Consider the following 20,355-nt stretch of genomic DNA (forward strand, 5'->3'; position numbering starts at 1 on the left):
CTCAGGAACGCGACTTCAACCGCGCGAGCCTCGCCGCAATTTCCTTGTCGCGATGGAGCGCGCTGAGTTCGTCGATGTCACTCGAATACGGAATGCCCGGCGGCACGCCGGTGACGCGCGCCACCGCCCTGCCCGCACGCAGCGCCTTCGCCGTCGCCGAGCTGCCGCCACGCTTCCGCGGCGAATTCGACGCCTGGTGGCTCGCCGCGGCCTCGCTCTTTTCAAGATCGACGCGGCGCCGTTCGGCATCCTGAAGCGCCGAGAGCACTGCGCGCAGCGAGGTGACGCATTGCTCGATCTTCTCGTTGTTCTCGTCGATGGCGCGGGAGAGCACCTCGAACTGCGCCTCCAGATCCATCTGCCGCGCGATACCGGCGCGAGCGAGATCGTCGCGGCTGTCGGCGATCGCGCCCTCGATCTTGGCAGCGAGATCGGTCATCTCGCGTTCGATCTCGGTACGACGCGCATTGAGGCGGTATTCCTCGGCGCGCGCGGCAGCAAGCGCATCGCGCGCCTCGCTCTCGGCGCGCTCGATCTCGCGAATGGCCTGGCCGACCACTTTCAGCTTGTTGTTGCCTTCCGCCTGCTCGATCGCGTCATAAGCGATGCCGGCAATGAGACGTCCGACCCGGGACAGGAAATTCTCGGGAGCGGCTGCGATGGTATCCATAGCGTTCTCCTCCTCTGGCAGACTGTTCGGCGTGACGCCGTAGTGAACTTCGAAACCGTCGTCGGTGCGGATCAGGTGCGCGGGCACGCTCTGGCCCCAGCCGTCCGCGTAACCGACGTAGTCGAAGGGCACGCTGAAGCGCCCTTGCACGGTGGAAATCGAAATGGTGGCCGGCCCCTTGATCTTGGCCAGCTTGTCGTCGAGCGGCAGGCGGCGGCCTTGCGCGGCGCGATAGTCCGCGCGGTCGCGCAGGCCCAGCGTCACCAGCCGCGACGGCAGCGCGGTTTCTTTCCGGATCGGCTCGTAGGCATGGGCATGCAGCAGCACGACATTGGAGCCCACGTTATGGGTTCGTGCGACCTCATCCAGGATCTCCATCATGCGGTCATAAGCCTGGAACGTCGCCTCCATGGCGGCCTTGGCGGCCGGATCAGGGGCAAGCCGGTATCGAAGCGCCGATGGCGCATTTCGGGGCGACGGGCTCATGGAAAGCACTAAAGCACCATTTTGGTGCTTTACAAAGGGGGAGTTCGATCACGTTCCGCTGATCCTGATGCACTCTGAAGGTTAGTCGCTGTCGCCCGGGGCCGCGTTCAAGGCGGGCCATCACTCCTAGTTCACCGCCGATCAAGACTTCCTGCACGCTCGGGTTGCAATTTTACGTAAAGTCGACAGCGACTGAGACATGAGACCAGGGTTGTGATGGGCAACTCTCTCGCCGTCATCGCCGCGTGCGGGGCACGGACTGTGCGCTATCCCTTCGCATCCCAACACGCAGACACAGCCTCGCGATCTCGCGGCGCGTTGCGCCCGAGCTTTGCATCGCCGCATCACCCCTCCTATGTCAGAGGGTGCAGGGAAGACCGGGTGCCGGCTGGCACCCGCGGTCCACTGTGCGATATCTGCGCTACAAGAGGCTGCACAGCGGCATACAGGTGAAGCCAAAACATCCGGCCTTCCCTGCGCAGTGGGTTGACGGCTTATGCCGTGGTCTCCCCGGGGAGCGATGCACTATTGCCCCCGTCGCCTTGCAGATGGCTGATGCGCGGGCCCGGTTGGGCTCCACGCATCACCGCAAGACTTGACGCACAGACTCCGGGCGTCAGGACGACACGGTTTTGCCGTACGCCGTCACACCGGTCGTGTGCGCGAGGCCCTTGCTCACGGTTGCCCGCCCTGCAAAACCCTTCGCGCCGGTGTGACCCACGTCCACCACGGCTCATCCCACGTTCGTGACGATCGCGATACGCCCCCTGACCGGGATGAGGTGGCGGATATCTACTGCAAATCAGAAATTCGGTAAAGGAGAATATTTTCGCCAGCGACGATTGACCCGCTGATTGGGTGTTTTGCTCGTCGGGCAACGCAAGGGATGGTGTTTTATGACGGACTGAGCCATCAATTCGTGACGGGACTGTCCTCAAGGATCCGCCAATGACGCGGCTCGAGACCGGGAAACATCGATGACACGTCCGCAACCGGCCACCAGCTCTCGCGCTCGAACCGGTCGGCTGCCCTGGCCGGTCGCGGCCAAGGTCACGCGCGGGCTGGTGTTGGCACTGCTCATCTGCGTGACCTGGTCTACGGCCCAGGCAGAGACCGCCAGGCTCCGGGTGGCGACCCGCGTCGTCCCACCCATGGTCGTCGAGAAGAACGGCACGCTAGGCGGCTTCAGTATCGAGCTCTGGAACAGCATCGGAAAACGACTGAACCGCGAGACCGAATATGTCGTGTTGCCGGATGTGCGCGAATTGCTCGACGCTGTGGCAAGTGGACGGGCCGATCTCGCCATCGCGGCCATCTCGATCACGTCGGAGCGAGAGGACAGATTCGACTTCTCCCAGCCGATCATGAACTCGGGCCTGCAGGTTCTGGTGCGTGGCAATGCCGTCAATGTCGCAGCCAATCCGTTGCGCGAGCTGATGCAACTGTTCTTCTCGCGCACGCTGCTGATCTGGCTCGGTGTTGCGCTTCTCCTGATCCTGGTTCCCGCGCATCTGATGTTTCTGGTCGAGCGAACGCATCACAGCGGAATCATTCCCACCCGGAAATATTTCCCCGGAATCTTCCATGCGATGTTTTGGGCGGCGGGCACGCTCGCCACCCAGGCCGACCAGATGCCGCGGCACTGGATGGCTCGCATCGTGGCCGTGCTATGGATGTTCACGGGGGTGGTGTTCGTCGCCTTCTATACGGCGCAGCTGACGGCGTCTTTGACCGTGCAGCAGATCAAGGGACCGATCAACGGCCCGCAGGATCTCGTCGGCAAGACCGTCGGCACGACACGGGGCAGCACGGCGACGGCTTATCTGAATGAGCTCAAGACCGAGGTTCGCGAATACGAGAAGGTCGATGACCTCTACCACGCGCTACTGGACCAGCAGGTCGACGCGGTCGTGTTCGATTCACCCGCCCTGCTTTACTTCACGACCCACGACGGCAGAGGATTGGCCCGGACCGTTGGCGAGGTGTTCCACAAGGAAGACTACGGCATCGTTTTTCCGATGGGCAGTCCCCTGCGCAAGCAAGTGAACGAAGCTCTTCTGGGGCTCCGCGAGGGCGACACATATCAGAGGATTTACGAGGAATGGTTCGGCAAACGTTAGATAGGTCAGCCGGAACGAGGTCCCGTCGTTCGGGCTGAGGCGTCCCGACAAATCAGACGATCTTGCTGCAAGGCGAATCTGCGTCACGAATCCGTCAGGTGTGATTCCGAGATTTCCCGGACCGGCCTCGGACCCCGGTCGTTCAACAGCTTGTCCGCAGCATATCCACAGCTCGACGCGGACGATTTGTGCAGAATTCACCAGCCACTTGCTGCGCACAAATCCACAGCCAACCCGGCTCAGCCGCCCGCCTGGTCGAACACGCTGCGGCAAGCCTCGCTCAGGCTTGAGCGGTTACGACGCAGACAGGCCGTGATGGCGCGGACGTTGGGGATCTCGCCGGCGCAGAGCCGGTAGACGTCGGGTGTGCAGGCCCGGCGCTGTTCCGGCGTGCCCTGTTGCGCCTGGGCTGTGGTGGCAAACAGCGTCAGGAACAGCCCGACCGTGGAGGCGCGGCGCGCCCGGCTTCTCACACGCGCAAACCGCAAGAACCTCGCCTTCATGACCAGTCTCCTGTCTGCCTTGCCCGCCCGGCCGCCGTTGGCCGGTGTGGGCAAAGAGGTAGGAGGATTAAATCCCGGGGAATGTGATCTCTTTCACACTGGCACCGCCGCGCAGGAACCTAGACTTTCCTTCGGGGTTTTTTCCGAGTGGGCCTCGGGGATTTTCTTTGGGGATTTTCACGAAACGCTAACCAAACGGGCCCTGATCGCCTGATCGTTAAAATGCGAGCGATCGGGTCAATCGGGTAACAAACCGGCTTTGCGACAGTGCGCCATCCGTGGTCCGGAGGGTGTGATGAGCGAAGCCGAATTCAACTTGATGCTGGATGCCGTCCGCGACGCCATGATTCATGACAATTTCGCGCCCGCACCGGAGGAGGACTTCCTGTCCCGCTCGTGGAGCTTCGACGCGACGCCGAAAGCGGCCAACGACAATGAGGGCGCCTGGCCCCTGCTGCCCTTTCCGGACGGTTGGTACGCCGCCTGCTGAGACATCCCGGCCCAGCCTGATACAACAGGTCGACGTCGCGACACGCGAGGCGCGATCACGCCGTCCGACGATCAATTCTTGACGCTGTCCTCGTCATCCTGCGGCGCCCGGTCGGGCACGGCAGGCGGGAAGATGCTGTCATAGATCGCGCGTGCCTCTTGAATGAGGCGCGCCCGCTCCAGCTCGGACTTCGGGATAAATCGTACGATCTCGCCCACGTGCTCTCCAGGGCTCGGTTGGTGGGACTGCATCACCCAGCTGATGCGAACTCTATGCCAGACCACCTGAATCGCGGGTTTCCGGCCACCCCCGGGCGAACACGGTGCCGGGCAGGCGCAAGATGCCGTCCCGGTCGCGTGCGGAACCGGCGCGAAGATTTTTTTTGCTGGGATATCAGGGAGTTGTGATGGAGGCCACGACCAGAATTGAACTGGTGTACACGGTTTTGCAGACCGTTGCGTAACCACTCCGCCACGTGGCCTCAACGAGGGCGGAGCAATATAGGGGATCAGACGTTTAGGCAACCCCGCGGGGCGGGCTCAGGCCTCCTTGTCCCGGGCTCCGCCGCGATGACCGCAAAATCAGGACCGCTTGCCTCGGCGGAAATCGCGTCGGCGGCCTTTTGGCGCCGGCTTCGGCGCGAGATCCGGCATCTCGGCCTGAACCTCGCGATAGCGTGCCAACAGCCGTTCGAAACTGGCGTTCAGCGTCTCGGCAATGTCGGGGCGCCGCTCCAGCCCCGACAGCAATGTCGCGGCCGCTTCGATTGTCGACAGTCCGTCCTTGCGTGGCTCGCGGCGCAGGCGCCCGTAGCGCGACGGGTGCTTCGGATTGAGGATCACCCGCTGGCATTTCAGCATCCAGGGATTGCGCCACCACAGCGCCTTGGCCTGGCTCCAGGTGCCGTCGAGAAGCACCACGCCTTCGAGCTTGCCGAGGATCGCGCGCTGGTTCTCCGCGACCTCGCCCTTGCGGTTGAGCGCGACGATCTCGCCGTCCACGTCGAGATCGGCCGCGCGCGCCGAGCCGAGATAGAGCACCGCCCAGTGCGAGGCATTCTCGATCGGACGGCCGAGCGCCTTGGACAGGCTCGGCCAGGACAGGCCGACCTTCACCGTCGCATCGGCGAAATGCTTGGCAAGCAGCCGCGCCGTGCCTAGCGCCCTGTCCTGCTCCTGTGGATGCTGCAGGATCAGGAGCGAGAGCTTGTTCTCGATCGGCGTGACACTGTCGCAGATGCACAGCGGCATCGGCTTCTGGCAGTGCGGGCATTCGGGAATGGGCTCGGGCGCTGCGGCCGCGGTCTCGGCTGGGTTCGACATGGTCGCCGCTATACGCTCCGCACGGCGGTTCAACAACCCGCCTATTCCGCCGGAGCTGCCAGCGCACGCGGCTCGGACCGCCGGCGCAGGCGGTCGATCAAGAGGTAGATCACGGGCGTGGTGTAGAGCGTCAGGACCTGCGAGACGAACAGGCCGCCGATGATGGTGATGCCGAGCGGGCGCCGCAGCTCGGTGCCCGGCCCGGTCGCGATGACCAGCGGAATGCCGGCGAACAGCGCCGCCATGGTCGTCATCAGGATCGGGCGGAAGCGCGCCTGGCAGGCCTCGAAGATCGCCTCGGCCGACGACAGGCCGCGTTGGCGCTCGGCATCGAGCGCGAAGTCGACCATCATGATGCCGTTCTTCTTGACGATGCCGATCAAGAGGATGATGCCGACAAAGGCGATCACCGTCAGCGGCGTATTGGTGATCTGGAGCGCCAGCAGCGCGCCGAGGCCTGCCGAGGGCAGCGTCGAGATGATCGTGAGCGGATGGGCGAGGCTCTCGTAGAGCACGCCGAGCACGATATACATCGCCACCAGCGCGCCGAGGATCAAAAGGGGTTGACGCCCGCTGGTCTTGGCGAAATCGCCGGCATTGCCGTCAAAACTGCCGCGAATACCTTCGGGCATATGCAACTCGTCCACCGCGCGCTGGATGTTCTGCGTGGCGGCCTGCAACTCCACGTCGGGCAAGGTGTTGAACGACACCGTGGTCGAGGGCACCGACTGCGAGTGATAGACCGCGAGCGCGGCGAGCCCGCGCGTCGCGTGGACCACGGCAGACAGCGGCACCTGCACGTCGCCGGCGCCGGCGACGTAGATGCGCTCCAGGTTGGACGGATCGACCTGGAATTTCGGATCGATCTCCAGCACGGTCATGTACTGGTTGCGCTGGGTGTATATGATCGAGATCTGGCGCTGCGAGAAGGCGTTGTTCAGGGCATTGTCGATGTCCTGGACCTTGACGCCGAGCGCTGCTGCCTTCTGGCGGTCGATGTTCAGCGTGAGCTGGAGTCCGCCGGGGTCGCGGTCGCTGGAAATATCGGTGATGCCTTCCACCGTCTCCATCCGCTTGGCCACGATCGGCGCCCACTTCTGCAGCAGGTCGAGGTCGGTGCTCGAGAGCGTATACTGGTAGTTGGAGTCGCTCTGGCGGCCGCCGGCGCGGACGTCCTGCGCGGCGAACATGAAGAGACGGATGCCGGGCACTGGGAACAGCGCCTTCCTGAGACGATCGATCACGACCTGGGTCGAGATGTGATCGCGCTCCTCGGGCGGCTTCAGGCTGATGTACATGACGCCGCGGTTCGAGGTCGCGCCTCCCGGCCCGGCTCCGCCGCCGACGGTCGAACCGATGCCGGCCACGGCCGGGTCCTGCATCACGATGTCGGCGAGCCTCTGCTGGAGCGTCAGCATCGACTGGAACGAGATGTCCGCCGAGGCCCGCGTCGCGCCGATGACGAAGCCGGAATCGTCAGTGGGGAAATAGCCCTTGGGCACCTTGATGTAGAGCATCACCGTCAGGCCGATGGTGGCGAAGAACACGAGCAGCGTCAGCAACGGGAAATCGAGCACGGCCCGCAGGGTGCGGGTGTAGAACGCGACGATGCGCGACAGCGAGCCTTCGATCAGGCGGTCGAACAGCGTGGCGGACCCCGAGGTGGCTTGCCTGACGTAGTGCGCGCAAATCATCGGCGTGACCGTCAGCGACACCAGGGTCGAGACGACGATCGCGAAGGTCAGCGTCAGCGAAAATTCGCGCAAGAGGCGGCCGACGATGCCGTCCATGAAGATCAGCGGCGTGAACGCCGCGATCAGCGACAGGCTGATCGAGACCACCGTGAAGCCGATCTGCCTGGCGCCCTCCAGCGCCGCCCGCATCGGCCGCATGCCATGCTCGAGATTGCGGAACATGTTCTCGATCATGACGATGGCGTCGTCGACGACGAAGCCGACCGAGATCGCGAGCGCCATCAGCGACAGATTGTCGATCGAGAAGCCGGCGACCCACATGCCGGCGCAGGTGCCGGCCAGCGCCAGCGGCACCGAGATGCCGGCAGCAATCGTCGGTGTCACGCGGCGCAGGAACACGAACACCACGACCATGACCAGAACGGCGGTCGCGAGCAGCGTCCACTGCATGTCCATCACGCTGGCGCGGATCGTCGAGGTGCGGTCGACCAGGGTGGAGACATCGACGCCGGCCGGGATCCACTGCTTCAGCGCAGGGATCAGCGCCTTGACCCGGTCGACGGTGTCGATGACGTTCGCGTCGCCCTGCTTGGTGATCTGGATCAGCACCGCCGGCTGCTTGTTGAACCAGGCGATCGAGCGCGCGTTGCGGACTGAATCCTCGATTTCGGCGACGTCGGCGAGCCGGACGAAATTGCCGTTCGAGCTCTTGATGATGATGTCGCGGAATTCCTGCGCCGTGCGCATCTGCTTGTTGAGCGACAGCGTTTCGCTCTGGCGCTCGCCGTTGAAGATGCCGACGGGCCCGAGCGGGTTGGCGTTGACGATGGCGGTCCGCACGTCGTCGGTCGCGATGCCCGCGTTCGACAGTGCCACGGGGTTGAGCTGGATCCGCACCGCCGGCTGGTCGGCGCCCGACACGGTCACGTCGCCGACGCCCGGGACCTGCGAGATGCGTTGCGCCAGCACGGTATCGGCGACGTCGTAGATCGCGCTGGCGGACAGCGTCTTGGAGGTCAGCGCCAGCACGAAGACCGGCGCGCCGGCCGTATTCGCTTTCCGGAAGCGCGGCAGCGCCGGCAGATCGCTCGGCAAATCGACCAGCGCGGCGTTGATGGCGGCCTGCACGTCGCGCGCGGCCTTGTCGATGTTGCGGCCGATGTCGAACTGGAGCTGGATGTTCGCCGTGCCGAGCGACGACGTCGAGGTGATCTGGTTGATGCCTGCGATCTCGCCGAGCCGCCGTTCCAGCGGCGCGGCGACGGTCGCCGCCATCACGGAAGGATCGGCGCCGGGACGGCTCGCCGAGACGAAGATGGCGGGGAAATCGACGTTCGGGACCGAGGCGACCGGCAGGAACTCGTAAGCGACGCCCCCCAGCAGGAACAGCCCGATCGACAGCAGCGTGGTCGCGACGGGGCGCCGGATGAAGGGCTCCGAGATCGATGCCATCACTGCATCCCCTCGGTCGCGCCGGCCGTTGGCGCTTCGGGCTCCGGCGGCGGCAGTGCCTGCTCGAGGCGGCGGTTGATGCGGTCGAGCGCGAGGTAGATCACGGGCGTCGTGTAGAGCGTCAGCAGCTGGCTCAGCAGCAGGCCGCCGATGATGGAGATGCCGAGCGGAAAGCGCAGCTCGGCGCCGGTGCCGCTCTCGATCGCCAGCGGCAGTGCGCCGAACAGCGCGGCCAGCGTCGTCATCATGATCGGGCGGAAGCGCAACAGACAGGCCTGCACGATCGCCTCATGCGCCGGCATGCCCTGCCCGCGCTCGGCCTCCAGCGCGAAGTCGATCATCATGATCGCGTTCTTCTTGACGATGCCCATCAAGAGGATGATGCCGATCAGGCCGATGACCGAGAGGTCCTGCCCGCACAGGATCAGCGCCACGATGGCGCCGACGCCGGCCGAGGGCAGCGTCGATAGGATCGTGATCGGGTGGATGTAACTCTCGTAGAGCACGCCCAGCACGATGTAGATCGTGATCACGGCGGCAAGCAAAAGCCAGGGCTGGCCGGCGAGCGCCCTGGCGAATTCGGCGGCATCGCCCGCGTACACGCCGACGATGCTGCTGGGCATTTCGATCCGGGTCTCGATCGCCTTCACCGCCTGGACGGCGTCGCCGAGCGCGGCGCCCGGCGCGAGGTTGAAGGAGAGCGAGATCGCCGGGAACTGCGCCTGGTGCGAGATCGCGAGCGGCGCCGTGGTGCGCTTCAGCGTCGCCACCGCATCGAGCGGCACCTGGGCGTTGGGCGCGCCGGCCGCGGAGTTGCTCGCGCCGCCCGGCAGATAGAGCTTCGACAGGATCGAGGGATCGCGCTGGTACATCGGCAGCGCCTCCAGCACCACCCGGTACTGGTTGGCCTGGCCGTAGATGGTCGAGATCTGCCGCTGTGCAAAGGCGTCGTTCAGCGTGTCGGTGATGGCTTGCAGGCTGACGCCGAGCTGTCCGGCGCGGGTGCGGTCGACGTCGAGCTGCGCGCGCAGGCCACCTTCCTGCGCCTCCGAGGAGACATCGCGGAACAGGGGATCGCGCCGCATCTCGTCGACGAGCTTGCGCGCCCATTCCGATACCAGCGCCGCATCGGTGCCGGTCAGCGTGTACTGGTATTGCGAGCGGCTCGACTGGGTCGAGATCTGCACGTCCTGCACCGGCTGGAAATAGACGGTCATGCCGGGAATGCCGGCAACCTTCTCCTTCAGACGGCTGATGACCACGCCGACATCGTCGCGTCGCTCACCTCGCGGCTTCAGGGTCATGACCAGGCGCCCGACATTGGTGGTCGGATTGACCGAGCCCGCGCCGATCACGGACACCACGCCCGTCACGTCAGGATCGGCCTTGATGGCGCCGGCGGCCTCGGCCTGCCGCTTTTGCATCTCGGCGAATGACACGTCAGGCCCCGCCTCCGTCACCGCCGTGATCGAGGCAGTATCCTGAAGCGGCAGAAACCCCTTGGGCGCGACGACATAGAGGAGCAGGGTCGCGACCAGCGTCGCGAACGTCACGACCAGCGTGGCGCGCTGGCGCTGCAGCACCCAGAGCAGCGTGCGGTGGTAGAATTCGACGGTACGGTCGATGAAGCGGCTCACGGCGGCAAGCCCCGGCACCGCCAGTTCCTCATGGGCGTGCTTGAGCAGCCGCGAGCACATCATCGGCGTCAGCGTCAGCGATACCACGGCCGAGGTCACGACGGCGATGGTCAGCGTCAGCGCGAACTCGCGGAACATGCGCCCGACAAGGCCCGACATGAACAACAGCGGGATGAACACCGCGATCAGCGACACCGTCAGCGAGATTACGGTGAAGCCGATCTCGCTGGCGCCCTTGAGCGAGGCCGTCATCGCGTTGTCGCCGTCCTCCATGTGGCGGACGATGTTCTCGATCATGACGATGGCATCGTCCACGACGAAACCGGTGCCGATCGTCAACGCCATCAGCGACAGATTGTCGAGGCTGAATCCGGCGAAATACATGATGCCGAAGCTGGTGATCAGCGACAGCGGCAGCGCTACTCCCGCGATCACGGTCGCGCGCAGCGAGCGCAGAAACAGCAGCACGACCAACGTCACCAGCACGACGGCAAGGACCAGCGTGAACTGCACGTCATGGACGGAAGCGCGAATGGTGACGGTGCGGTCGGAGACGATGGTGAGATTCACGCCGGCCGGAATGGCGCGCTGGACCTTGGGGATCTCGGCCCGGATCTGCTTGACGACGTCGATGACGTTGGCGCCGGGCTGGCGCTGGATGTCGATGATGACGGCCGGCGTCCCCTGGTACCAGCCGCCGGTGCGGTCGTTCTCAAGCCCGTCGACGATCTGCGCGACGTCGCCGATCGTCACGGGCGAGCCGTTGCGGTAGGCGATGATGATGGGACGGTAGGCGTCGGCGGCGGCGATCTGGTCGTTGGCCGCGATGATGTAGGCTTGCTGGGCGCCGTCGAGCGAGCCCTTTGGCCCGGAGACGTTGGCGTTTGCGATCGCGGCGCGCAGATCCTCCATCGCGATGCCGTAGGCCGCGAGCCGCGCCAGATCGGCCTGGATGCGCACGGCCGGCTTCAGGCCGCCGAGCACGGACACGCGGCCGACGCCGGATATTTGGCTGAGACGCTGCGCCAGCAGCGTGTCGGCGATGTCGCTCATCGCACGCAGCGAGATCGTGTCCGAGCGCAGCGCCAGCGTCATCACGGGCGCATCGGCCGGGTTCACCTTGGCGTAGGTTGGCGGATAAGGCAGCGTCTTGGGCAGCACGCCGGCGGCGGCGTTGATCGCAGCCTGCACGTCCTGGGTCGCGCCGTCGATGTCGCGGTTCAGGTCGAACTGGAGCGAGATCTGGCTGACACCGAACGAGCTCGTCGAGTTCATCGCCGTCAGCGACGGGATCTGCCCGAGTTGCCGTTCCAGCGGCGCCGTGATCAGCGAGGCGATGACGTCGGGGCTCGCGCCCGGCAGCTGCGTCGACACCTGCACGGTCGGGAAGTCGACCTGCGGCAGCGCGGAGACCGGCAGCGCGAAATAGCCGAGCGCACCGCCGATCAACAGCGCAATGCCGAGCAGCGAGGTCGCGATCGGACGGCGAATGAAGGGTTCGGAAACACCCATGAGATGCGCCTCGTCGTCAGTCCGGCTTTGTCGGGGTCATGGCTGCTTTGCTCCCGACCCCGACGCACCCGGACTTGCACCCGGTCCTGTCTGTCCCTTCTTCTGGCCGTCCTTCTGACCGTCCTTGGCCTGACCACCCTTCCCGTCGCCCTGCGGCGCGCGCGTGCGCTTGCGCGGGGCGAGGTCGGCCGACGGCGTCTGCTCGTTGCGGCCGATGATGACCTTGGAGCCATCGGACAGATTGGCGAAGCCCGTGGTGACAACCTTGTCGTTCGCTGTCAGGCCGCTCGCGATCACGGCGTCATGCTCGTTCTGCTGCGTCACCGTCACCGGCTTGGCCGCAACGACGTTGTCCTCGCCGATGACATAGCTGAACGTGCCGATCGGCCCGCGCTGAACCGCCGACGTCGGCACCACCAGCGCCTGGTTCAGGGTCTCGACCTTGAGGCGGACATTGACGAACTGGCCCGGCCAGAGCTGGTATTGGGCGTTGGGAAATTCCGCCTTCAGCTTGAGCGTGCCGGTGGTCTGGTCGACCTGGTTGTCGATGCCGGTGAGCTTGCCGGTGTCGATCACGGTGACGCCGTCATTGCCGAACACATCGACCGACAGCGCGCCTTTCGCGGCAGCCGCATTGACGCGCATGATCTGCTGTTGCGGCAGGCTGAACCACGCCGCGATCGGCTGCAATTGCGTGATGACGACGAGGCCGGTGGTGTCGGAGGCGTGAATGATGTTGCCCTGGTCGACCTGGCGCAGGCCGACGCGGCCCGATATAGGCGCAACGATCTTGGTGTAGCTCAGCGTCGCCGCCGCATTGTCGATCGAGGCCTGGTCGGCCTTGACCAGCGCCTCGGTCTGCGCGACTGCGGCGCGCTGGGTGTCGGCCTGCTGCTTCGAGCCGGCATTGGACGCAGCGAGCTGCTCGTAGCGCGTGAGATCAATGCGCTGGTTGGCGAGCTGGGCCTCGTCCTGGGCCTTCTTGGCGACGGCCTGGTCGTAGGTTGCCTGGTAGAGCGCCGGGTCGATCTCGCCGAGCACGTCGTCCTTCTTGACGTCCTGGCCTTCGGTGAACTTCACCGCGATCAGCTTGCCGTCGACCTGCGAGCGCACGGTGACGGTATTGAGCGCGCGGATCGCGCCGACACCGTCGAGATAGACGGGCACGTCCTGGACCCGTGGCGTGGCCGCCAGCACCGGCACCGGCAGATCGGGCCGCTGCTGGCCGCGACCGAAGGGAGCCTGCTGCTGCGGCTGCTGATGCCACAAGGTCCAGCCGAGATAGCCGAAGCCCCCGAGGATCGCGAGTGTGATCAGGGTCATGACGAAGCCGCGGCCGCGCGATTTCTTCGCCGTCCCCTCCTTCGCGCCGTCCTTCGTATCCGGCTTAAAGAGCATTGACCGGTTTCTCCATACGCGGCTCCCAGCCGCCGCCGAGCGCCTGATACAGGCTGACGATGGCAAGAAGGCGTGCAAGCTGCGCTTGCGACAGAGTGTCTTCGGCCTGGAATAGCGTCAGCTGGGTGTTGAGCACGGTCACGATATCGGCCGTGCCGGCACGCAACTGCTGCTCGGCAAGGTCGAAGGCGCGCCGCGAGGCGTTGACCACGTCGCGCTGCAATTGCAACTTGATGGTGGTCTGCTTGATTGAAAATAGTGCGTTGTCGACGTCGGTGAAGGCCTGAACGATGGTCTTGCGGTAGGTCTGCAGCAACTCATCCTGCCGCGCCTTGGCGTATTCGAAATTGCCGAGGATCTTGCCGCCGTCGAAGATCGGCTGGGCCGCGCTGCCGACGAGCTGGAAGAACGCCGCATGCGGCTGGAATAGCGAGACCAGCGCCGAGCTCTGATAGCCGCCGTTGCCGGTGAGCTGGATGGTCGGAAAGAACTGCGCGCGGGCATTGCCGATGTTGGCGGTGGCGGAGGCAAGCTGCGCCTCCTGCCGGCGGATGTCTGGCCGTTGCGTCAAGAGCTCCGACGGCAGGCCGGGCGTGACGCGCGGGATCGCGATCCTTTCAAGCGAGCCGCCTGCAAGGCGGACGCTCTCCGGCGGACGCGAGACCAGCACCGCGAGCGCATTGGTGTTCTGGTCGAGCGTCTGGCGCAGCGGCGGCACCAGCGCCTTTTGGTTGGCGAGCACGCTCTCCTGCTGCGCGACGTCGAGGTCGGTCCCCGTCCCGGCCTTGCGGCGCTCGCGGATGGCGTCGAGGATACGCTGGGCGCTGGAGATATTGCGCTGCGCGGTGCGCAGGCGGTCCTGCGAGGATAGGACCTGGAAATAGGCATTGGCGACCGCCGCCAGCGTCGTCAGCGCGACGGTGTCGCGGTCGAAGCGGCTGGCATGGGCGGTCTCCTCCGCCGTCTGCAGCGCGTCGCGATTCTGGCCCCAGAAATCGAGCTGGTAGCTGGCGCTCAGCGACGCCTGGTAGTTGACGACCTCACGGCCGCCGTTGGTGAGCCCCGACGCCGAGGAGCCGGACGTGCGCGAATAAGCCTCCTGTCCCGTTCCCGACAGGCTCGGCAACAGCGCCGCGCCGGCCTGGCGCGCCTGGGCGTCGGCCTCGACGATGCGCGAGACCGCGGCGGCGATGTCGAGGTTGACGGTCTGCGCCTCTTCCATCAGCTGCGTCAGCTCCGCCGAACGGAAGCCACGCCACCAATCCAGCGTCGGCGGTGCATCGGCCTTCCCGGCGTATTTGTATTGCGTGGGGACATCGAGCGCGGGATCTGGAAGATCCTGCGTGAGCACGCAGGCGCCCGAACTGGAAGCAAGGCACAGTACGGCCACAGCACGCAGCGTGCGGGACGCAGACTTCAGGAATGGCCGCCTGACGACGGCCGGAACCCGCTGTGTCACATCCACCCCCTGCCGGGCAGATCATGCCGCCGCCGCGCGGTCGGATGAGCCGATTCGCGGGCGGACGTCGGGAGGCCTTGATCTAACTCGTTCACAGCATGGTGCTTTCTGCGGAACATGACGACGATACTAGCCGGGCGTGGAACTGCGGGACAGTCCCGCACCTGCGAAGCGCACAGCAGAACGCAGCGCAGTCGAGACCATCGAAACACAAGATGTGCCTGTCTTGCAGTGGTTTCTTCCACCCCAGAAAAGTTCAGAAACCGAACCAAGCTTACCAAGATTTCATGTGATATTGCAGCCACAGTTGCACCGAAGCCGCAGAACCAAGGCCACACTCCACTGAAACCCGCGCCGCAACGCACCGTAGCTTGTCCACCACAAGGCAGGGGCACTTACGCATGCGCATCGCGGTCATCGGAACAGGCATCGCCGGCAACGCGGCGGCCTGGACGCTCTCCCAGCGCTATCCGGTGACGGTCTATGACCGCGAGCTGCGCCCCGGTGGCCACAGCCATACCGTCACGATCGATTACCAGGGCTCACCGGTTACGGTCGACATAGGCTTCATCGTCTACAACGAGCTCAACTATCCTGATCTGACGGCGATGTTCGCCCATCTCGAAGTCGAGACGGTCGCAAGCTGCATGAGCTTCGCGGTGTCCGCCGATGGCGGTCGCTTCGAATGGCGCGGCGGCGGCAACGATTGGTGGGCGACCGGGGCCGGCCTGTTTGCTCAACCCAGCAATCTGCTCTCCCCATCCTATCTGCGGATGCTCTCGGAGATCCCGACGTTCGGCCGGCAAAGCATCGACGACCTCCGCGACGGCCGCCTGACCGGATTGACGCTCGGCGACTATTTCGGTGAGCGGCGATTTTCCCAACGGCTGCTGACCGACTATCTTGCGCCGATGGGCGCTGCGATCTGGTCGGCGCCCGCACGCGAGATGCTCGCCTTTCCGGCCGAGAATTTCGTTGCCTTCTTCGACAATCATCGCCTGCTGCGTTACGACCGGCCGGTCTGGCGCACGGTCAAGGGCGGCAGCCGGCACTATGTCGACCGGCTCCAGGCTGCGTTCAAGGATCGTATCCGGCTCGGCTGTGCAGTCACGTCGGTCGAACGCTCCGCACAGGGCGTCGTCGTCCATGACAGCCACGGCCGGCACGAGTGCTTCGACCACGTTGTGATCGCAGCCCATAGCGATCAGGCGCTCGCGATGCTGTCCGACGCAGACAAGCGCGAGCGCGAGATCCTCGGCGCGATCGGCTATTCCCCGAACAAGGTCTATCTTCATCGTGACACAAGGCTGATGCCGAAGCGGCGGCGCGCCTGGGCGTCGTGGAATTTCCTGCGCTGGCAGCGTGAGGGAGATGCGATGAACGACGTCGCGGTGACCTACTGGATGAACAACCTGCAGGGCATCGATGCCGGCAAGCCTTTGTTCGTCAGCCTCAATCCGCCGTTCGAACCCGCGCCGGAGCTCACCTTCGGCCAATATATCTGTGAGCATCCGCAGTACAATGCCGCCGCCTTTGCCGCGCAGAAGCGGCTCGCCGAGATCCAGGGGCAGCGGCACATTTGGTTCTGCGGCGCCTGGACCGGCTATGGCTTTCACGAGGATGGCCTGCGCTCCGGCCTTCGCGTGGCCGAGGCGCTCGGGGCGACCGCGCCCTGGCGCGCGGCGCCAGTGGAACTGGCAGAAGCTGCAGAGTAGCGCGATGGTGACGACAGCCCTTTCCTCAACCGATGCCGCCGCACTTTATTTCGGCGATGTCATGCATGCGCGCCTGAGGCCGATGGGTCATCGATTCAGCTACCGCGTCATGAGCCTGCTGATCGATCTCGACAGGCTGGATGAGGCTGACGGTCAATCGGCGCTGTTCGGGGTCAACCGCGGCGCGCTCTACAGTTTCCACGAGGCGGACCACGGTCCGCGCGACGGCTCCTCGCTGCGCGCCTATGCAGAACGCTGTGCCGCCGCTGAAGGCATCGACCTCTGCGGCGGCAGGGTCGAATTGCTCTGCTATCCCCGTCTGCTCGGCTACGGCTTCAATCCGCTCTCGGTCTATTTTTGCTATGGTGCCACCGGCGCGCTGGCGCTGATGATCTACGAGGTCCGCAACACGTTTGGCGAGATTCATCCGTATATCTTGCCGGTCAAGGCAGGCGAGCTGAGCGATGCCGGCCTGCGGCAGCAGCAGGACAAGCTGTTCTACGTATCGCCCTTCCTGCCGATGGCAATGCGCTACCGTTTCCGCGTGCTGCCGCCGTCGGGTACGGTCAAGCTGCGCATCCTGGAGACCGACCGCGACGGCCCGCTGCTCGCGGCGACCTTCAACGGCCGCCGCCGCGCCCTGACCTCGCGGGCGCTGCTACGATCGTTCTTCGCCCTGCCGCTCCTGACCCTCAAGGTGATGGCGGCGATCCACTGGGAAGCGCTGCGGCTCTGGCTGAAGGGCGCCCGGCTGGTGCCACGACATGATGCCGCAGAGCAGCGTAACGGCAAAACCGCCTTGGCGCGCGGCCAAACGCACCCCTATATTAGAAATCGCTGACCGTTTGCGGGGCGCGCTCGGGTTCAGCATAGACGCGGGAGGGGCGCGCGCGGCTGGCGGTCGGACAGCATCCGTTGAGCTCATGGATCTGCCGATGTCGAATGCCATTTCCGTCGCGCCTGACGACGTCGAAACAGTGCTTGCCGACCTGCCGCGGATCGTTCGCCTTGCACTGACCTTTGGGGCACGGCTGCGTCGCGGAACGCTCGATGTCACTCTGCCCGATGGCCGCGTGATCCGGCTTGGCGGACACGAGCCGGGTCCGAATGCCGCCATGCGCCTGCACAACTACAGTTTCGCATCGCGCCTCATCAACGGCGGTGACATCGGCATTGCCGAAGCCTATCTCGCCGGCGATTGGGATACGCCTGACCTGACGCAGTTTCTCTACCTGTTCTGCGTCAACCACGATCTGATCCAGGCCATGCTGCACGACAAGCCGCTGATGCGGTTCGTGCAGATGGTGCAGCACTGGTTCAACCGCAACACGCGGCGTCAGGCGAGACGCAACATCCACGCCCATTACGACATCGGCAATGCGTTCTACTCGGCCTGGCTCGATCCGAGCATGACGTATTCCTCGGCCCTGTTCGAGGAATCGACCACCGACCTTACGGCCGCACAGACCAACAAATATCGCCGCCTCGCCGAGGCGCTCGATTTGAAGCCGGGACAAAAGCTGCTCGAGATCGGCTGCGGCTGGGGTGGCTTCGCCGAATTCGCCGCCAAGACCTTCGGCGCGCACGTCGTCGGCCTCACGATCTCGACCGAGCAGCGCGACTTCGCGCAGCGGCGCATCTTTGAGGCGGGTCTCGCCGAACAGGTCGAGATCCGGCTTCAGGACTATCGTGACGAGCGCGACCGCTACGACCGGATCGCCTCGATCGAAATGATCGAAGCGGTCGGCGAGGCGTTCTGGCCGCGCTATTTCGCCCAACTGCGTGACCGGCTGTTGCCGGACGGACTGGCCGGGATCCAGGCCATCACGATCCAGGACAAGCTTTTCCAGGGCTACCGCCGCGAGGTCGACTTCATCCAGCGCTACGTCTTCCCCGGCGGCATGCTGCCCTCGCCCGCGGTGCTGAAATCGCTCGGGGACAGGTTCGGCGTTCCTGTCATCCGCGAGCGCATCTTCGGGCAAGATTATGCCAAGACGCTTGCCACCTGGCGAAATAACTTCCGCGCGGCCTGGCCGGGCCTGGTGCCGCTCGGCTTCGACGACCGGTTCCGGCGGCTCTGGGAGTACTATCTCGCCTATTGCGAGGCCGGATTCCTCTCCGGCAATATCGACGTCCGGCAGGTCATCTTCGCAAAGCAGCAATAAGAGTTTACGCCCTCGCCTTGTGTGGCCGGCGACCCTACTTTAGGGTCGCGCCCACATCGTGAACCAGCCGGTAATTGCCTGACATGACCATAAAAAACGACGTTGTCGAAGCCATCGGCAACACCCCGCTCATCAAGCTCAAGCGCGCCTCCGAGCTCACCGGCTGCACCATTCTCGGCAAGGCCGAGTTCATGAATCCCGGCCAGTCGGTCAAGGACCGCGCCGGCAAATGGATGATCCTGGAGGCCGAGAAGCGCGGCGAGTTGAAGCCGGGCGGCCTCGTGGTGGAAGCGACCGCCGGCAACACCGGCATCGGCCTTGCGGTGGTGGCGAGCGCGCGCGGCTATCGCACGCTGATCGTGATCCCGGAGACGCAGAGCCAGGAGAAGAAGGACTTCTTGAAGCTGTGCGGCGCCGAGCTGCTGGAATCGCCGGCACTGCCCTATTCCAATCCGAACAACTACCAGCATGTCGGCCGCCGCCTCGCCGACGAATTGCGCAAGACCGAGCCGAACGGCGTGCTGTTCGCCGACCAGTGGAATAACCTGGACAACGCCAAGGCGCATTACGACTCGACCGGTCCCGAGATCTGGGCGCAGACCGGCGGCAAGATCGACGGCTTCGTCTGTTCGGTCGGCAGCGGCGGTACGCTCGCCGGCACCAGCCGTTTTCTGAAAGAGAAGAGCAAGGACGTCCGGATCGCCTGCGCCGATCCGCACGGCGCCGGCATGTTCGAGTACTTCAGGACCGGCACCGCCAAGGCGACCCCAGGCGATTCCATCACGGAGGGCATCGGCCTCGGCCGTGCGACCGCGATCGTCGAGAGCGCGAAGGTCGATGATGCCTATCTCATTCCCGATGCCGAAGCCGTCACGACGATCTACGAGCTGCTCCAGCACGAAGGCCTGTGCCTCGGCGGTTCCACAGGCATCAACATTGTCGGCGCGATGCGGCTCGCCAAGCAACTTGGGCCGGGCAAGACCATCGTCACCATTCTCTGCGATTCCGGCAGCCGCTATCAGTCGAAGCTGTTCAACGCCGACTTCATGCGCGCCAAGAACCTGCCGGTGCCGGAATGGCTGGAGAAGCGCAGCAACATCAAACTGCCGTTCGTCTAGCCAAGGCCCTAGCCCCAGGTCGGTCGCGTCGTGCCTTGAGACACGCGCGCAAGGCGCTCGTCCGACGTCGACGTCTTGCTGGCCGCGCGCGCGGGCGGCTCGAACGGGTTGGTGAAGTCGCCCTCGGCCCCCGGCCAGAACGTGAGGGCGAGCAGCAGCGCGACATTGACCAGCCCGCCGACCATCGTGCCCTGATGCTCCTGCCCCATCGCCCAGGCCGGAAACCGGCCGGCCACGACATGATCGACGAACATGAGCGCGATCCAGGCCGGGATGACGCAGACCGGATCCCAGCCGATATCGCGGATTCGCATCGATTGCAGCATGACGGTCGCTAGGCCAAAGAAGATCATCGCGGCGATGATGGCCCTGTTATGTGTAAGGTCCTCGGGGCGCACCATACTCGGCGACGTCGTGCGCAGCACCGCCATCGCGATCGCAAAGCAGATCGCGGTCATCACGAACGCCAGCGCGATCGTAGCGAAGAAAAAATGTAGTCGCCCGAGCCGGGCGTTGAGGCCGAATACGAAACCGAGCATCTGACGCACCCCCATTCGGGGCCCACATGCGCGGACAGAGCTTTCGGACGCATGAAGCGAGGGGCTGTCGTGCGC

Annotated in this window: 15 protein-coding genes and 1 tRNA gene; 6 read left to right on the plus strand and 10 right to left on the minus strand. The window is 65.0% G+C overall.

Annotated elements, in window-relative coordinates; genetic code table 11:
* Nucleotide 1: 1 nt before the first annotated feature.
* The gene (locus XH90_RS19395) at nucleotides 2-1,165 is read right to left on the minus strand and encodes a PspA/IM30 family protein (protein ID WP_194475954.1); all 1,164 of its coding nucleotides are present in this window, start codon (nucleotides 1,163-1,165) and stop codon (nucleotides 2-4) included.
* Nucleotides 1,166-2,133: 968 nt separating this feature from the next.
* Between XH90_RS19395 and XH90_RS19400 the strand changes: the two genes are divergently transcribed.
* On the plus strand, nucleotides 2,134-3,276 hold the full coding sequence (locus tag XH90_RS19400) for a transporter substrate-binding domain-containing protein (RefSeq protein ID WP_194475955.1): 1,143 nt from the start codon (nucleotides 2,134-2,136) through the stop codon (nucleotides 3,274-3,276).
* 239 nt (nucleotides 3,277-3,515) lie between these two features.
* Here the strand turns inward: XH90_RS19400 and XH90_RS19405 are convergent, their stop codons facing one another.
* Nucleotides 3,516-3,779 (minus strand): hypothetical protein, encoded by a 264-nt coding sequence (locus XH90_RS19405; RefSeq protein ID WP_194475956.1) that lies wholly within the window; start codon nucleotides 3,777-3,779, stop codon nucleotides 3,516-3,518.
* 295 nt (nucleotides 3,780-4,074) lie between these two features.
* Here XH90_RS19405 and XH90_RS19410 point away from each other — a divergent pair, with 295 nt between their 5' ends.
* Nucleotides 4,075-4,269, plus strand: a complete 195-nt coding sequence (locus XH90_RS19410; RefSeq protein WP_194475957.1) for a hypothetical protein — start codon at nucleotides 4,075-4,077, stop codon at nucleotides 4,267-4,269.
* A 71-nt stretch (nucleotides 4,270-4,340) separates the two neighbouring features.
* Here the strand turns inward: XH90_RS19410 and XH90_RS19415 are convergent, their stop codons facing one another.
* The 7 genes from XH90_RS19415 to XH90_RS19445 all read right to left on the minus strand — a co-directional run bounded on the left by XH90_RS19415 (nucleotide 4,341) and on the right by XH90_RS19445 (nucleotide 14,749).
* Nucleotides 4,341-4,487 carry a hypothetical protein gene (locus XH90_RS19415; RefSeq protein ID WP_194475958.1) on the minus strand — a complete coding sequence of 49 codons (147 nt, stop codon included), beginning with the start codon at nucleotides 4,485-4,487 and terminating at the stop codon, nucleotides 4,341-4,343.
* A gap of 189 nt (nucleotides 4,488-4,676) precedes the next feature.
* Nucleotides 4,677-4,750 (minus strand) — tRNA-Cys (locus XH90_RS19420).
* A 100-nt stretch (nucleotides 4,751-4,850) separates the two neighbouring features.
* Nucleotides 4,851-5,591 (minus strand): tRNA-uridine aminocarboxypropyltransferase, encoded by a 741-nt coding sequence (locus XH90_RS19425; protein ID WP_194475959.1) that lies wholly within the window; start codon nucleotides 5,589-5,591, stop codon nucleotides 4,851-4,853.
* A 41-nt stretch (nucleotides 5,592-5,632) separates the two neighbouring features.
* Complete coding sequence (locus XH90_RS19430; protein WP_194475960.1) at nucleotides 5,633-8,737, minus strand: efflux RND transporter permease subunit; 3,105 nt, start codon at nucleotides 8,735-8,737, stop codon at nucleotides 5,633-5,635.
* Nucleotides 8,737-11,886, minus strand: a complete 3,150-nt coding sequence (locus XH90_RS19435; RefSeq protein ID WP_194475961.1) for an efflux RND transporter permease subunit — start codon at nucleotides 11,884-11,886, stop codon at nucleotides 8,737-8,739. Before XH90_RS19435 ends, XH90_RS19430 begins: the two co-directional genes overlap by 1 nt.
* Before the next feature lie 36 nt (nucleotides 11,887-11,922).
* Nucleotides 11,923-13,284: an efflux RND transporter periplasmic adaptor subunit gene (locus XH90_RS19440; RefSeq protein WP_194475962.1), complete on the minus strand. Its 1,362-nt coding sequence runs from the start codon at nucleotides 13,282-13,284 to the stop codon at nucleotides 11,923-11,925.
* A complete protein-coding gene (locus tag XH90_RS19445) occupies nucleotides 13,274-14,749 on the minus strand; it encodes an efflux transporter outer membrane subunit (protein WP_194475963.1) in 1,476 nt (491 codons plus the stop codon). The genes XH90_RS19440 and XH90_RS19445 overlap by 11 nt, the downstream gene beginning before the upstream one ends.
* 395 nt (nucleotides 14,750-15,144) lie before the next feature.
* Between XH90_RS19445 and XH90_RS19450 the strand changes: the two genes are divergently transcribed.
* The 4 genes from XH90_RS19450 (at nucleotide 15,145) to XH90_RS19465 (ending at nucleotide 19,741) form a co-directional block, all read left to right on the plus strand.
* Complete coding sequence (locus XH90_RS19450; protein WP_194475964.1) at nucleotides 15,145-16,458, plus strand: NAD(P)/FAD-dependent oxidoreductase; 1,314 nt, start codon at nucleotides 15,145-15,147, stop codon at nucleotides 16,456-16,458.
* Nucleotides 16,459-16,462: 4 nt separating this feature from the next.
* Nucleotides 16,463-17,299 carry a DUF1365 domain-containing protein gene (locus XH90_RS19455; RefSeq protein WP_194475965.1) on the plus strand — a complete coding sequence of 279 codons (837 nt, stop codon included), beginning with the start codon at nucleotides 16,463-16,465 and terminating at the stop codon, nucleotides 17,297-17,299.
* 94 nt (nucleotides 17,300-17,393) lie between these two features.
* Entirely contained in the window at nucleotides 17,394-18,623 is a 1,230-nt protein-coding gene (locus XH90_RS19460; RefSeq protein WP_194475966.1) for a cyclopropane-fatty-acyl-phospholipid synthase family protein, read from the plus strand.
* A gap of 83 nt (nucleotides 18,624-18,706) precedes the next feature.
* Complete coding sequence (locus tag XH90_RS19465; protein ID WP_194475967.1) at nucleotides 18,707-19,741, plus strand: cysteine synthase A; 1,035 nt, start codon at nucleotides 18,707-18,709, stop codon at nucleotides 19,739-19,741.
* An 8-nt stretch (nucleotides 19,742-19,749) separates the two neighbouring features.
* Here XH90_RS19465 and XH90_RS19470 read toward each other — a convergent pair whose 3' ends face one another.
* Nucleotides 19,750-20,280 carry a DUF805 domain-containing protein gene (locus XH90_RS19470; protein WP_194475968.1) on the minus strand — a complete coding sequence of 177 codons (531 nt, stop codon included), beginning with the start codon at nucleotides 20,278-20,280 and terminating at the stop codon, nucleotides 19,750-19,752.
* Nucleotides 20,281-20,355 lie beyond the last annotated feature (75 nt).

Origin of the sequence: Bradyrhizobium sp. CCBAU 53338 (genome assembly GCF_015291665.1) — a bacterium.
In the GTDB taxonomy this organism is placed as follows: Bacteria; Pseudomonadota; Alphaproteobacteria; order Rhizobiales; family Xanthobacteraceae; genus Bradyrhizobium.